This window comes from Streptomyces sp. NPDC045026 (assembly GCF_056432625.1).
In genome coordinates, this window is sequence record NZ_JBWKIS010000011.1 from 1 (window position 1) to 14,037 (window position 14,037).

Here is a 14,037-nt window from a genome sequence, read left to right on the forward strand (position 1 = left end):
TGCGAAAAGTCGGTGGTCATGCCCCTAATCAGCGGTCAGTCAGTGCCTCCGGGACCGGTGACACCACCCCCCGGATCATGGTTAACAAGGGGGGGGAAGTCATGCCGGCCTCGGAGGCCGGAAGCTCCGTTGCGGAGCCAACGAAGACGGTAATGGGGGGGGAGAGAGCGGGTGGGGGGAGAGGGAAGGGGCTCGGAGCGGGGCGTCCGGGCGGCAAAGGCAGCCGAGGCTTTCGGGCGGCAGCGGTGACCGGGGCTTCCCCGCGGCAAAGGTGACCGGGGCGTTCCGGTGGCAACGGATCCTGCACGGGGTGTGGCCGCCGCTGTTCGTGGTCGTCCTGCCCAGCTCGCTGGGGCTGATTCCGGTGGCGGCGCTCGCGATGAGGGCGCCTCGCCTTGACGGGCGCCTCGCTGTGAGAGCGCTCGCTGCGACGGCGCCTCGCGGTCGTCGCGGCGAACCTCTCGGGCTGGGCGGGCGGGTGGCCGGCAGCGCCACTTTTCTGCGGCTGCCAAAGCTGCTCGGCGCGCTGTAGGCGTTGCCCGCCGACCGCGACGTGCGGCTGGAGCTGGGTGAGCTGAGGCGCCTTGATCACGTGTGCGCCACTGCGCTGGAGGGATGGGTGGCGGGACGGTGGGCGCGACGGGTGGGCGGTACGGGTGCGGACGACGGCGCCGTGATGGCTGTCGGTACGGCCGCCGGCGCCGTGATGGTCGCCGGTACGTCCGCCGGCGCCGTGATGGGTCGTCGGTGCGGCCAGCTGTGTCCTGATGGTTGTCGGTACGGCCCGCAGTGTCCTGATGGTTGTCGGTCAGGTGCGGGTGGCCACCAGGAGTTCGACCACGTAGGCCTCCTCCACCGTGCCGTCCGGGAAGAGGTCGCTGAGGCGGGTGCGCTCCTCGGTGAGGAAAGCCTGCGCGGCGCCCTCTTCGAGGACCAGGAACGCCGAGTGGCTGCCGATGTTGGCGAGGTGCGTGTCCAGCGGGACATGCCGGCTCCACCGCACGTGGCGCAGCGTGACCTCGCCCCGTCCCGGCAGGTCCGTAAGGCCCGACAGTTCGGTGGCGCGGGCCTCGTCGGGGCGCTGCCTGGCGCCCGTCTCGACGCCTACGTGGCGCGCGATGCGATCGTGCTGCTCGGCGATCCACGGGACGTCGAGGGCAACGGTGTTCCACCACAGCGCGAGCGCGCCCCCCGGGCGCAGGACCCGCATCGCCTCGGGGGCCGAGCGGGCTGGCTCGGTCCAGTGCCAGGACTGGGCGTAGGTGAGGAGGTCGAGGGAGGCGTCGGCGAGCGGGAGGGCGTTGCCGTCGCCCCGCACAATCGGTACGCCGGGCAGCGCCCGGCGGAACTCGACCGCCATGCCCTCGCCCGGTTCGACGGCGACCACGCGTGCGCCGCGCGCGTGCAGGAGGGCGGTCGAGATGCCGGTTCCCGCGCCTACGTCGGCCACTCGGGCGCCCGCGAGCGGCCGTCCCGCGACTTCTTCGACGGCGTCGAGGAGGGCGGGCGGGTAGGACGGGCGGTTCGCGGCGTACTGGGCAGCCGCGGCGTTGAAGGAGTGGGCACGCGAGACGGTGGTCATGCCGCCATCCTGTCCTGCGCCGGGGACTCCCGTCAGTACGTGGCGCCCGGCTCGATCGGCACCCCATCCCCGGCGACACGTGTACCTGGGCGCCGCGTGTACCTAGGCGCCGCGTGTACCCATATGCGTCAGCCCCTGCGCTTCTTCTTCGACGGGTTGCCGGTGCGGCGGGTGCTGCGGCGTTCGTACTGTTCGCGGGCGGTCGCGTACTCCTGCCTGCGGAGTTTCTCGCCCGGTGCCTCCGAGAAGCAGCGCAGGAAGTAGGCGAGCAGGACGCCGACGAAGCCGATCGACATGAAGCCGCGCAGGGACGCCTGCGCTTCGGGGTCCGGGCGCTTCGAGAAGCCGTCCCACGTGCGGCGGAAGGCGAGAGCGCTGCAGATCGCGAACATCAGGACGACGAGTACGTTCACGAAGGAGCCGACATCGGCGATGGCCAGGCCCTCGTACGCGAAGCGGAGCACGAAACAGCCTGCCGCCGCGCCGGCGAGCGCTCCCGCGGCGACCGCGACGCGGCGCCGGGTGTAGCCGCCGTCGTGCTCGACCCAGGTCCTGCCGAAGAAACGGATCTCCTCGGGCTGGGGGCCGACGGGGATGCCACCGGCGGCTTCCTGGGTCTCGGGGGCGGGGCGGGGGGTGCCGGATTCGTCGCTCACGGGTCAATTATGGCGGGGCCGCGGGGTGGGGCGACGGCGTGGGGCAGGCACCGTGGGTATCCGTGGGTACCCACGGTGCCTGAGGATCCCCGCGGGATTGTCGTACCCCTCCCCTACCTTGGCCGTATGACGGAATACGTACTGGTCGCCGGCGCGTGGCTCGGGGCGTGGGCGTGGGACGACGTGGTGCCGGACCTGCGTGCGGCCGGGCATGGCGCGCACGCCGTGACGCTCACCGGGGTCGCCGACAAGCAGGGCGTTCCGGCCGGGCAGAAGACCCATGTCCAGGACATCGTCGGCGAGGTGGAGCGCCTCGGGCTGCGCGATGTCGTCCTGGTCGGGCACAGCTACTCGGGCATCCCGGCCGGTCAGGCCGCCGAGCGGATCGGCGACCGGCTGAAGCGCGTGGTGTTCGTCGACTCGAATGTTCCGGCGGACGGGGAGTCGTTCGTGTCCGCGTGGTGGCAGGGGCCGGCGGCGCTGGAGGCCGTACTCGCCGCGAACGACGGGTACTGGCCGCCGCTGACAGCACCCGACTGCGAGGGCCAGGGACTCGACGACGCGCAGATCGCGCGGATGGTGCGCGGGGCCACGCCGCACCCGGGCGCGTCGCTGTCGGAGCCGGCCGTGGTGTCCCGCCCGCTGGGCGAGCTTCCGGCGACGTACATCAAGTGCCTGCTCGACGGTCCCGAGCCGACCGATGACGTGGCCGAGCTGCTGCGCGGCGAGAGCTGGCGGCTGCGGGAGATGGACACGGGGCACTGGCCGATGTTCTCCCGGCCGGAGGAGCTGGCGGGGATTCTTCTTGAGGAGGCGGGGGGCGCGGGCGGGGGCTGAGGGACGGTAGTAGCCCCGTAGGCCGCCGCCGAGAGGACGGCAGCCGAAAGCCGCCGGAGGAGACGGTGACGCGGGCCGGCGGTGAAATGACGGGCCCGGCGATGAAATGACGCGGGCCAGCAGTGAAATGACGCGGGCCGGTCGCGCGCGTCGGAGTGCGCGACCGGCCCCCGCAGTCCGCTACGCGCAGCGCGGCGCCACGTAGCCGTCGCTGCCGGTCTTCACGTACGCATCGGAGACGTACTCGCCGACACCGATGTTGTCCCAGATCTTGGTCGTGCCGTAGGGGCCGCTGACGGTCTCCCCCGGGCGCTGGCAGAAGATCGGCACGGTGGCGCCCTGCGGCAGCACACGGACCGGCCGGTAGTGCGTGCCAGGACCACTGCGGACGTTCAGCGTCGTGCCGGGCGCGACCGCGTAGTAGCGCTGCGCCGCGGCCTCCACGCCCTCAAGGGCCTCCACGGCCTCTCCTGAATCCTCTTTTTCCTCAACCGCCATGCGGGCCTCCCCCGTTGAACTCCTGAGCCTTCCTTGCGCCGAACCCGCTGGAACTCCGTCAGAGCTCGTTCAGAGATCGTTGAGCCCCCGTTGAAACCAGTGTGTTCAGCTGATGCACGCGGAGGCTAGCAAGCCTCGTCCGTCTCGTACGAATCATCGACTAGGCTCCGTGCGTCGCTCGTGCGAACGGCTGCACGCGGGGCGCTCACGGATGACAGCCACGGGGGTGGACCATGCCGCCAGGCCGCAGCGCCGGACCCGGCGCGGAAGCGGAACTTCCCGAGTACGCGGGCGATTACCGCCTTGAAGGACACCTGGGTTCCGGCGGCATGGGAGTCGTACATCTGGCGCGGTCCGCCTCGGGAATGCAGCTCGCGGTGAAGGTCGTGCATGCCGAGTTCGCCAGGGACCCCGAGTTCAGGGGACGCTTCCGACAGGAGATCGCGGCCGCACGACGAGTGAGCGGCGCTTTCACCGCGCCGGTCGTGGACGCCGACCCCGATGCCGAACGCCCATGGATGGCCACGCTGTTCATTCCCGGCCTCACCCTCGCCGAGCATGTGAAGCGGAACGGGCCGCTGCGGCCGGCCCAGTTGCGTCAGGTGATGGCCGGGCTTGCCGAGGCTCTGCGGGACATCCACCGCGCCGGGGTCGTGCACCGCGACCTGAAGCCGAGCAACGTACTGCTGGCCGAGGACAGCCCGAAGGTGATCGACTTCGGGATCTCGCGGCCGAAGGACAGCGAACTGCGCACCGAGACAGGCAAATTGATCGGTACGCCGCCCTTCATGGCGCCGGAGCAGTTCCGCCGGCCGCGCGAGGTGGGACCGGCGGCCGACGTCTTCGCACTCGGTTCGGTCCTGGTGCACGCGGCGACCGGACGTGGCCCCTTCGACTCCGACAGCCCCTACCTGGTCGCCTACCAAGTGGTCCATGACGAGCCCGATCTGACGGACGTCCCGGACGACCTGGGCCCGCTGATCATGCGCTGTCTCGCCAAGGAACCCGAGGACCGTCCGACCCCCGACGAGCTGATGAAGGAGCTGCGCCGGGTCTCGGCGCTGTACGACACCCAGGCGTTCATACCCTCACAGCGCAGGGCCGGAGCGGGGGCGGGAACCACAGTTGGAGCCGGGGACCGATGGCCGTCCCACGGCGTGCCCGCGGCGCCGCACAGCCACTCGTCCCGCGCCCCCTCGGCACCGCACAGCCACTCGTCCCGCGCGCCCGCCGCCGAGACACACATCCGCTCGTCCCGCGCACTCGCCGAAGATCCGACCGACGACAACCCGTCGGCCGACAGGCCGGCGGACACGGGCCACTCCCCCGACCATCCCGGCCCCCACTCCACGGAGGCCGCCGGCAGCCGGGCAACCGGTGTCGCCCGTCGGCGGCGCGCTCTGATCGTCGGCGGTGCCCTGACCGTCGTCCTCGCGGTCGCCGCGGCGTCCGTCGCTCTCACGTCGCTGAGCGATGGCGGGCCCTCAAGCGCGCGCTCTGCCCCCACGGCCGGTCACGCCGCGCACGGATTCAGGCCCTGGGTCCGCGGGCTGGGCAGCGGATCGGGTGCCTCGGCCGCCGTGATGCCGACGTGCTCGTACGGCGGCGGAGCGCTGCGATGTGCACTGCCCGGCGTGCTCGCCGCGTCCGTCGATCCACGCGACGGAAACGTGCTGTGGAGTCGCAGGTCCACCGGCACCGGCACCGGCGGTGATCCGGGCGCTTCGCCGACGGCGACGGCCCCCGTGTTCTCCGGCGGCCTCGTCCACACGATCAGTGCCGACGGCCTGCGACTGCGCGCGCTCGATCCCCGTACGGGCAAGCCCCGATGGGACATGGACGTCGCCGCGTACGACGGCCGCGTGCTGCACGCGGGCGGGACGGTGCTGCTCACCGCGGCCGACGGGACGGTCACCAGGGTCGACGGCGCCACGGGCAGCAAGGTCTGGAGCCACCGCCTGCCGGGTCAGACGCAGCCCACGTTCGCATACTTCGGCAAGGGCCTCGCCTATGCGACGACCGTCTCCCCGGACGGTTCGAGTACGCAGGTCAGTGCCGTGGACCCGGAGTCCGGGGCCGTTCGGTGGCAACGGCGGCTCAACGGGAACCTGGCCCCGGTCGGCACCTCGAAGGGCACCGTCTGCTTCACCGAGCGCAACACTGCCAGCGAGACCGTTGCCCTCGTCCGCTACGTGCCGACGAACGGCAGCGTGCACCGGTCGGCGCTGCCGACCGCCCTTCCTCAGGCAACGGCCACTCTGCACGGCAACTCCGTGTATCTCCTCGCCGTGGGCGGGGCCCTCGTGGCCGTGGACACGGCGACCGGCACTCAGCGGTGGCGGCTGGAAACCTCCATCAGCAGGGGCTCGGCACCCGCGGCCGACGACCGCCACGTCTACCTCACCGCCCCTGACGGTCGCCTCCTCGCCACCGACGTCCGCACCGGCAAGCCTCTCGGGCAGACGCGACCGCGGCTCGGGAGTGAACCCGGGCGGGTGGTCGGAGAGCTGCCCGCGCCCGTCGTGGGTGAGGGAGGGCGCGTCTACGGGAGTGCGCCGGACGGGAGTGTGTTCGCGGTGGACGGGCGGGAGCCGGGACGCTGGTGACTCGGGCCGGGACGCTGGTGACTCGGGCCAGGGCGTTGGTGACTCGGGCAGGGGCGCTGACTTGCGCCGGGACGCCGGTGAGTCGGAGCGGGGCTCCGGATACTTGCGCCGGAACGCCGGCGGCTCGGGCCGGGACATCACGCAGGCAAGGTGCAGTCCTCGTACAGATATGAGCCCGCCCGGCAGCGAAATCGCCACCGGGCGGGCTCATATCGGCGTTCGTCCAGGCGGCCTCGGGCAGAGTCGGGCCGCCGGTCCTCAGCCCAGCTTCGAAACGTCCCGCACCGCACCCTTGTCCGCGCTCGTGGCCATCGCGGCGTAGGCGCGGAGCGCGGCCGAGACCTTGCGGTCCCTGGCGGCCGGGGCGTAGACGCCGTTCAGGGCGTCGCCGCGGGTGGCCAACTCCTCGTCGGAGACGAGGAGTTCGATCGAGCGGTTCGGGATGTCGATGCGGATGCGGTCGCCGTCCTGGACGAGGGCGATCGTGCCGCCGGACGCCGCCTCGGGCGAGGCGTGGCCGATGGACAGGCCCGACGTGCCGCCGGAGAAGCGGCCGTCCGTGACCAGGGCGCAGGTCTTGCCGAGGCCGCGGCCCTTGAGGAAGGAGGTCGGGTAGAGCATCTCCTGCATGCCGGGGCCGCCCTTGGGGCCCTCGTAGCGGATGACGACGACGTCGCCGTGCGTGACCTGCTTCTTAAGGATCTTGTCGACGGCTTCTTCCTGCGACTCGCAGACGACCGCCGGGCCCTCGAAGGTCCAGATCGACTCGTCGACGCCCGCCGTCTTCACGACGCAGCCGTCGACCGCGAGGTTGCCCCTGAGGACGGCCAGGCCGCCGTCCTTCGAGTACGCGTGGTCGGCGGACCGGATACAGCCGTTCTCGGCGTCCTCGTCGAGGGCCTCCCAGCGCTCCGACTGGGAGAACGCCTCCGCCGAGCGGACGCAGCCGGGGGCCGCGTGCCACATCTCGACGGCCTCGGCGGACGGGGAGCCCGCGCGCACGTCCCACGTCTTCATCCAGTCGGAGAGCGACGGGCTGTGGACGGCGTGGACGTCCTCGTTGAGGAGGCCGGCGCGGTACAGCTCGCCCAGCAGGGCGGGGATGCCGCCGGCGCGGTGCACGTCCTCCATGTAGTACGTGCGGTCCTTCGCCACGTTCGGGGCGACCTTGGCGAGGCACGGCACCCGGCGCGAGACCTCGTTGATCTCCTCGAGGCCGAAGGGGACGCCCGCCTCCTGGGCGGCGGCCAGCAGGTGCAGGATCGTGTTGGTGGAGCCGCCCATGGCGATGTCGAGCGCCATCGCGTTCTGGAAGGCCGCGAAGGTGGCGACGTTACGCGGCAGGACCGACGCGTCGTCCTCGTCGTAGTAGCGGCGCGTGATGTCCACGACCGTGCGGCCCGCGTTCTCGTACAGCGCCTTGCGGGCCGTGTGCGTGGCGAGGACCGTGCCGTTGCCGGGGAGGGAGAGGCCGATGGCCTCGGTCAGGCAGTTCATCGAGTTGGCCGTGAACATGCCGGAACAGGAGCCGCAGGTCGGACAGGCGTTCTCCTCGATACGGAGGATGTCCTCGTCCGAGATGTTGTCGTTCACGGCGTCGGAGATCGCGTCGACCAGGTCGAGCGTGCGCACGGTGCCGTCGACCAGCGTGGCGCGGCCGGACTCCATCGGGCCGCCGGAGACGAAGACCGTCGGGATGTTCAGGCGCAGGGCCGCCATCAGCATGCCGGGCGTGATCTTGTCGCAGTTCGAGATGCAGATCAGGGCGTCGGCGCAGTGCGCCTCGACCATGTACTCGACCGAGTCCGCGATCAGGTCGCGGGAGGGGAGGGAGTACAGCATGCCGCCGTGGCCCATCGCGATGCCGTCGTCGACGGCGATCGTGTTGAACTCGCGCGCGATGCCGCCCGCCGCCGTGATCGCGTCGGAGACGATGCGGCCGACCGGCTGGAGGTGCGTGTGGCCGGGCACGAACTCGGTGAACGAGTTGGCCACGGCGATGATCGGCTTCCGGCCGATGTCCGCACCGGGTACCCCGGAGGCGCGCATAAGGGCACGTGCGCCCGCCATGTTGCGTCCGTGGGTGACTGTGCGGGACCTCAGCTCGGGCATCGTCGCTCGCTCCTTCAAGGGCCCGGTCAGGGACCCGTGCGGCAGATAGGGCTGATACCGAGCGTACGCCGCCGATCCAAGATCCGGACAGGGTGTCCGGAATGCGGGACGGGCGTCTCGCTGTACGTGCCGCCCGTCCTTCCCACCGCCCGTCCTCCCCGCCCCCACCGGCCCCCGCAGGGGCGGGCGTCACTCGCCGCAGGGGCGGGCGTCACTCCCCCGTCAGATGTCCCTGCACCACAGGTGCCACCCGCTCGACGATCCGCTCCATGTCCGCGGACGCCAGCGGTTCCACCTTGATCACGTAACGCAGCATCGCGATCCCCACGAGCTGCGCCGCCGCCAGCTCCGCCCGCAGCTCGGCCTCCTCGGGCGGCAGGTCCAGCTGCCGGGCGACCTTCCGCAGCAGCTGTACGGCGACCAGGCGCCGGAAGACGGCCGCCGCGGTCTCGTTGTTCACGGCCGAACGGACGATCGCGAGGAGCGGGGCGCGGGTCGCCGGGTTCTCCCACACGGAGAAGATGAAGCGGGTGAGGCGCTCGCCGACGCCGTCCACCGGGCCGTCCTCGATCGCGGCCGGCGCGTTCAGGGCGGGGGCGAAGGCGCCCTCGATGGACGCCTCGAAGACCTGCTCCTTCGTACCGAAGTAGTGGTGCACCAGCGCCGCGTCCACGCCCGCAGCCTTGGCGATGCCGCGTACCGAGGTCTTCTCGTAGCCGCGCTCGGAGAACTCCGCGCGGGCCGCCTCCAGGATGCGGTCGCGGGTCGCGGGGCCCGCCGCCTCCGTCTGCATACGGGAGGGCCGGCCCCTGCGGCGTACGGGAGGGACGTCGTCCGGGCCGGTCATGAGCGGGGGACCCGGACCGCCGACGCGAGGTGGAGGCGGGTGAAGGCGAGCGCCTCGGCGAGGTCGGCCTCGCGTTCGGCGCTGGACATGGCGCGGCGGGTGTTGACCTCGATCACGACGTGCCCGTCGAAGCCGGTCAGCGCGAGGCGCTCCAGGAGCTCGGCGCAGGGCTGCGTGCCGCGTCCGGGGACCAGGTGCTCGTCCTTCGCCGATCCCCTGCCGTCCGCGAGGTGGACGTGCCCGAGGCGGTCGCCCATGCGGTCGATCATCGACATCGCGTCGGTGCGGGCCGTCGCGGTGTGGCTGAGGTCGACCGTGAAGTGCCGGTAATCGTCCTTGGAGACGTCCCACTCGGGGGCGTACGCGAGCATCTCGCGGTCGCGGTAGCGCCAGGGGTACATGTTCTCGACAGCGAAGCGGACGTCGGTCTCGTCGGCCATGCGCCAGATGCCGTCGACGAAGTCACGCGCGTACTGGCGCTGCCAGCGGAAGGGCGGGTGGACGACGACCGTGGACGCGCCCAGCTTCTCGGCCGCCGACTTCGCGCGCTGGAGCTTGGTCCACGGGTCGGTCGACCAGACGCGCTGCGTGATCAGCAGACAGGGCGCGTGCACGGCGAGGACCGGGACCTGGTGGTAGTCGGAGAGCCGGCGCAGGGCCTCGATGTCCTGGCTGACGGGGTCGGTCCAGACCATGACCTCGACGCCGTCGTAGCCCAGGCGTGCCGCGATCTCGAAGGCCGTCGCCGTCGACTCCGGATAGACCGAGGCCGTCGACAGGGCGACCTTCGCATCCGGGATGCGCACCACTGGTTCTGCCACGCAGACAGAGTACGGGCCACGGCTGAGCCCCGGGGAGTTGGCCGGCGCGCGGGCGCTGTGGGGTGCGCCTCAGTGCGGCGGCGCCCGGAAAGTGCGGGGCCGCCGCTGCCCGTACGTGCGTCACACCTCCCGCATTCCGTGCGTCACACCACCGGCATTCCGTGCGTCACGCCACCGGCATCCCGTGCGTCACACGCCCGGCATGTGGTCGAGCCGCCGGAGGATCACGCCTTCCCGGAGCGCCCAGGGACAGACCTCCAGGGTCTCGACCCCGAAGAGGTCCATGGCCCCCTCCGCCACCAGCGCGCCCGCGAGCAGCTGGCCCGCGCGGCCCTCCGAGACCCCGGGGAGCTCGGCGCGCTCCGCCTCCGTCATCGCGGCGAGGCGCGGCACCCAGTCCTCCAGGGACTTGCGCTTCAGCTCCCGCTGGACATACAGCCCCTCGGTGGAGCGAGCCGCTCCGGCGAGGCGCGCGAGCTGCTTGAACGTCTTGGACGTCGCTACGACGTGATCAGGTCTGCCGAAGCGCGCGAACTCTCCGACGGAGCGTGCGATCTGCGCCCGCACGTGCCGCCGCAGCGCCTTGATGTCGGCGGCCTCCGGCGGGTCGCCCGGCAGCCAGCCCGCCGTCAGGCGCCCCGCCCCGAGCGGCAGCGAAACCGAGGCGTCGGGCTCCTCGTCGATGCCGAACGCGATTTCGAGGGAGCCGCCGCCGATGTCCAGGACGAGCAGCTTCCCGGCCGACCAGCCGAACCAGCGGCGGGCCGCGAGGAAGGTGAGCCGGGCCTCCTCCTCGCCGGTGAGGACGCGCAGCTCGACGCCGGTGTCCTCCTTGACCCGGGCGAGGACCTCGTCGGCGTTGCTGGCCTCGCGTACGGCGGAGGTGGCGAAGGGCACGAGGTCCTCGACGCCCTTGTCCTCGGCCGCCTCCAGGGCGTCCCGCACGGTGGCGGTCAGCCGGGCCACGCCGTCGGCGCTGATGGCACCCCGGTCGTCGAGCAGTTGCGCGAGCCGCAGCTCTGCCTTGTGCGAGTGCGCGGGCAGCGGTCGCGCGCCCGGGTGCGCGTCCACCACAAGCAAGTGCACCGTGTTCGAACCCACGTCGAGGACACCGAGTCTCATATACGGAACGCTACTGCGCGCGGGGCGGGCGTCAGTCCCCGAGGGCACTGCAGCGCGCTTACCCTGGAACCGTGCCAAAGACGAAAAAGGTCAACGCCGACAAGAGCGACAAGCGCGGTAAGAGCGACAAGGAAGCCAAGTCGGCCACGAAGCCGTCGAAGGCGCCGAAGTCGAAGGAATCGAAGGAAACAAAGGAATCAGGCAGCAAGGAATCAGTAGGTAAGGGGTCACCGCTGAAGAGGTCATCGGCGAAGGAGTCGTCTTCGAAGGGTTCGGCGAAAGGTTCCGTCCCCGACGAGAAGGGGCTGGACTTCGCCCGAGCCTGGGTCGAGTTCCCCGACCCCGCGGACGACGAGCAGGTCTTCCGCTGCGATCTGACGTGGCTGACCTCGCGCTGGAGCTGCATCTTCGGGAGCGGCTGCCAGGGCATCCAGGCGGGCCGCGCGGACGACGGCTGCTGCACGCTCGGCGCCCACTTCTCCGACGAGGACGACGAGAAGCGCGTCGCCGGCTTCGTGGCGCGGCTCACGCCCGACATCTGGCAGCACCACGAGGTCGGTACGCAGACGGGCTGGGTCTCCACGGACGACGACGGCGAGCGGCAGACCCGCCCGTACAACGGCTCGTGCATCTTCCAGAACCGTCCCGGCTTCAAGGGCGGCGCGGGCTGCTCGCTGCACATCCTGGCGATCAAGGAAGGCCGCGAGCCCCTGGAGACCAAGCCGGACGTGTGCTGGCAGCTGCCGGTCCGGCGGACCTACGAGTGGATCGACCGGCCCGACGACACCAGGGTGCTCCAGGTATCGATCGGCGAGTACGACCGCCGCGGCTGGGGTCCGGGCGGCCACGATCTGCACTGGTGGTGCACCTCGGCGACGTCGGCCCACGGCGCGGGCGACCCGGTGTTTGTCTCCTACCGGCCCGAGCTGACCGAGCTCATGGGCAAGGAGGGCTACGACCGCCTCGCCGAGCTGTGCGAGGAGCGCCTGGCCTCCCAGCTGCCGCTGCTCGCACCGCATCCGGCGGATCCCGCCACCGCTTCCTGAGGCGGTCCTCTTCCTTGGACCGTCCTCGCCTGTCCGTCGGCTGTCCGCTGTCCGTCGGCGATCAGCTGGTGATCCGCTGGCTATCCGCCGCTGGGGCTCGCGCCGCTGCCGCCGCCGCTCGGTGGCGGTGACGAGTCCCCGGGGGCCGACGGACTCGGTGACGGATCGGACGGCGTAGGGCTCTGGTCGGACGGGGTGGGGTCCGGGTCCGACGAGCCCGGGTCCGACGGCGTGGGGTCGGGGTCCGACGGTCCGGGGCCCGGGTTTCCCGTGTTCGACGGGTCGGGGCCCGGATCCGAGGTGCCGGGCTGCGAGGGGCCCGAACTCCCGTATCCCTCTATTGAGATGACTGCCCCGGAGGGGTCGATGCCGATGCGCGCCGACCAGTGACCGGCGGGCTCCCGGTCATGATCGACGTACACCCGGATCGTGAACGACTCGCCTGGCCGCAGGGTTCCCGACGTGCTCGTCAGGTAGAGCCAGCCGGCTCCGGTGTGCGCGGACCAGTGGACCGGTGAACTCCCGGACGCCGTCAGCGTGATGAGGGTCGCCGAGCCGCTGGGCTGCGCCTCCACGGTGAGCCGTCCCGGACCGGAGTGCGAGGGTCCGCCGGGGCTGATGACCTCCACGGAGACCTCCGGCGAGCGGCTGCCCGCGGTGAAGCGGGGGTCGGGGGTCGTGCGCGCGTTGCCCGCGTTCTCGTAGGCGCCGTCCGCGCGGTTGCCGTCGAGCCCGCCCGGGTCGCCGGCCTCGCTCGCGCTGATCGAGCGCCCGTCCTGGCCCTCGCCCGTCTGCGGCGCCCCCCGGTACGCGGCCCACAGCGCCAGTACCGGGGCGGCCACGACCGTGGCGACGACCGTCGTCGTGACGGCACGCGCGCGTAGCCGGTCGCGGCGGGCGGCGCGGTCCTTGGGGTCCATCGGGAAGCCGCGCCGGTCGAAGCGGGGTACCGCGCCGCGCTGGGAGCGACTGCCGTGGGCCATCGCCCGGTGCAGAGCCGCGCGCGGGGCCGTCGCAAGGGGCAGGGCGGCCGGGGTGACCACGGTGCCGGGCCAGGCGCCGGGGGCGGCGCGCTCGGCGGTGCGGCGGCAGCGGGGGCAGTCGTCGACGTGTCGGACCAGTTCGCGGCGCAGGGCGGAGCTCAGCAGCAGCTGGTTGTCCCCGGTGAGGCGCGCGACGCTCGGGCAGTTGCCGGTCTCCACGACGGCCAGCGCGGCGCGGGTGCGTTCCACCTCACAGGCAGCGGAGGCCAGCAGCTCTCGGGTGAGTCCCGGGTCCGTGCCGAGTGCGGCGGCGACCTCTCGGGGCGACAGCTGGTGCCGTACGGCCAGTTCCAGCGCCTCGCGCTGCTCGGGCGTCGTACCGGCGGCCTCCGGCCAGGCCAGGAGCGCCAGCTCGCGGCGGCGCTGCGCCTGGATCTCCTCGGAGGGGCCCTCTTCGGAAGGGGGCTTTTCGGAAAGGGCCTTTACGGAAGGCGTCTTTGCGGAGCGAGTCTTTACGGAAGGGGTCTTTTCCGCGGGCCGGGTTTCGGGGCGGGGCCTGCCCGAGGCGTGCACCCCCTGTCTGCGGCGCCTCGCCTCCGTCAGGGCCCGCAGGCACGACCAGCGCGCGAGCGCGTACAGCCACGCCTTACGGTCGCTCTCGACTTCAGGGCCGCGGGAGCCGCGGCGTTCGGCGAGCGCGAGGGCGTCGCCCAGCGCCGCGATGGCGTCGTCGTGATCGCACAGGACGGACAGGCAGTACGTGAACAGGCCGTCCAGATAAGGCTCGTAGCGCGATGTCGGGCGCTGGGGTACGGTCCGCGGCGCAGGTCGCCCGCGACCGTCGCGGTGCGCCCGGTGTGCGCCGGTGGTCTGCGTGGGGGTTTCCGGCCTGCTGGTCATCACCCGTGCGACCGTAGGCGGATGGTG

11 protein-coding genes are annotated in these 14,037 nt (G+C 72.0%); 3 read left to right on the forward strand and 8 right to left on the reverse strand.

Annotated elements, in window-relative coordinates; genetic code table 11:
• Positions 1 to 808: 808 nt before the first annotated feature.
• Both AC07EJ_RS23325 and AC07EJ_RS23330 read right to left on the reverse strand, forming a co-directional pair.
• Positions 809 to 1,582 carry a class I SAM-dependent methyltransferase gene (locus AC07EJ_RS23325; protein ID WP_389487413.1) on the reverse strand — a complete coding sequence of 258 codons (774 nt, stop codon included), beginning with the start codon at positions 1,580 to 1,582 and terminating at the stop codon, positions 809 to 811.
• 128 nt (positions 1,583 to 1,710) lie between these two features.
• The gene (locus tag AC07EJ_RS23330) at positions 1,711 to 2,238 is read right to left on the reverse strand and encodes an EamA/RhaT family transporter (protein WP_389487415.1); all 528 of its coding nucleotides are present in this window, start codon (positions 2,236 to 2,238) and stop codon (positions 1,711 to 1,713) included.
• Positions 2,239 to 2,364: 126 nt separating this feature from the next.
• On the opposite strand from AC07EJ_RS23330, the gene AC07EJ_RS23335 reads away from it, so the two are divergent.
• Positions 2,365 to 3,075, forward strand: coding sequence for an alpha/beta fold hydrolase (locus AC07EJ_RS23335; RefSeq protein WP_478884874.1), 711 nt, complete (start codon positions 2,365 to 2,367; stop codon positions 3,073 to 3,075).
• A gap of 180 nt (positions 3,076 to 3,255) precedes the next feature.
• Here the strand turns inward: AC07EJ_RS23335 and AC07EJ_RS23340 are convergent, their stop codons facing one another.
• On the reverse strand, positions 3,256 to 3,573 hold the full coding sequence (locus tag AC07EJ_RS23340) for an SH3 domain-containing protein (protein WP_389487419.1): 318 nt from the start codon (positions 3,571 to 3,573) through the stop codon (positions 3,256 to 3,258).
• A gap of 233 nt (positions 3,574 to 3,806) precedes the next feature.
• Between AC07EJ_RS23340 and AC07EJ_RS23345 the strand changes: the two genes are divergently transcribed.
• Entirely contained in the window at positions 3,807 to 6,179 is a 2,373-nt protein-coding gene (locus AC07EJ_RS23345; protein ID WP_478884875.1) for a serine/threonine-protein kinase, read from the forward strand.
• A 258-nt stretch (positions 6,180 to 6,437) separates the two neighbouring features.
• Here the strand turns inward: AC07EJ_RS23345 and ilvD are convergent, their stop codons facing one another.
• The 4 genes from ilvD to AC07EJ_RS23365 form a co-directional block, all read right to left on the reverse strand.
• On the reverse strand, positions 6,438 to 8,291 hold the full coding sequence (gene ilvD, locus AC07EJ_RS23350; RefSeq protein ID WP_478884876.1) for a dihydroxy-acid dehydratase: 1,854 nt from the start codon (positions 8,289 to 8,291) through the stop codon (positions 6,438 to 6,440).
• A 211-nt stretch (positions 8,292 to 8,502) separates the two neighbouring features.
• Complete coding sequence (locus AC07EJ_RS23355) at positions 8,503 to 9,138, reverse strand: TetR/AcrR family transcriptional regulator (protein ID WP_389487425.1); 636 nt, start codon at positions 9,136 to 9,138, stop codon at positions 8,503 to 8,505.
• Positions 9,135 to 9,959 (reverse strand): sugar phosphate isomerase/epimerase family protein, encoded by an 825-nt coding sequence (locus tag AC07EJ_RS23360; protein WP_389487427.1) that lies wholly within the window; start codon positions 9,957 to 9,959, stop codon positions 9,135 to 9,137. Before AC07EJ_RS23360 ends, AC07EJ_RS23355 begins: the two co-directional genes overlap by 4 nt.
• A 189-nt stretch (positions 9,960 to 10,148) precedes the next feature.
• Positions 10,149 to 11,081: a Ppx/GppA family phosphatase gene (locus tag AC07EJ_RS23365; protein WP_389487429.1), complete on the reverse strand. Its 933-nt coding sequence runs from the start codon at positions 11,079 to 11,081 to the stop codon at positions 10,149 to 10,151.
• A gap of 233 nt (positions 11,082 to 11,314) precedes the next feature.
• Here AC07EJ_RS23365 and AC07EJ_RS23370 point away from each other — a divergent pair, with 233 nt between their 5' ends.
• Positions 11,315 to 12,127, forward strand: coding sequence for a DUF3109 family protein (locus AC07EJ_RS23370; protein ID WP_478884938.1), 813 nt, complete (start codon positions 11,315 to 11,317; stop codon positions 12,125 to 12,127).
• Positions 12,128 to 12,207: 80 nt separating this feature from the next.
• On the opposite strand, the gene AC07EJ_RS23375 is transcribed toward AC07EJ_RS23370, so the two are convergent.
• Entirely contained in the window at positions 12,208 to 14,010 is a 1,803-nt protein-coding gene (locus tag AC07EJ_RS23375; protein ID WP_393586796.1) for a BACON domain-containing protein, read from the reverse strand.
• Between the last annotated feature and the right edge of the window lie 27 nt (positions 14,011 to 14,037).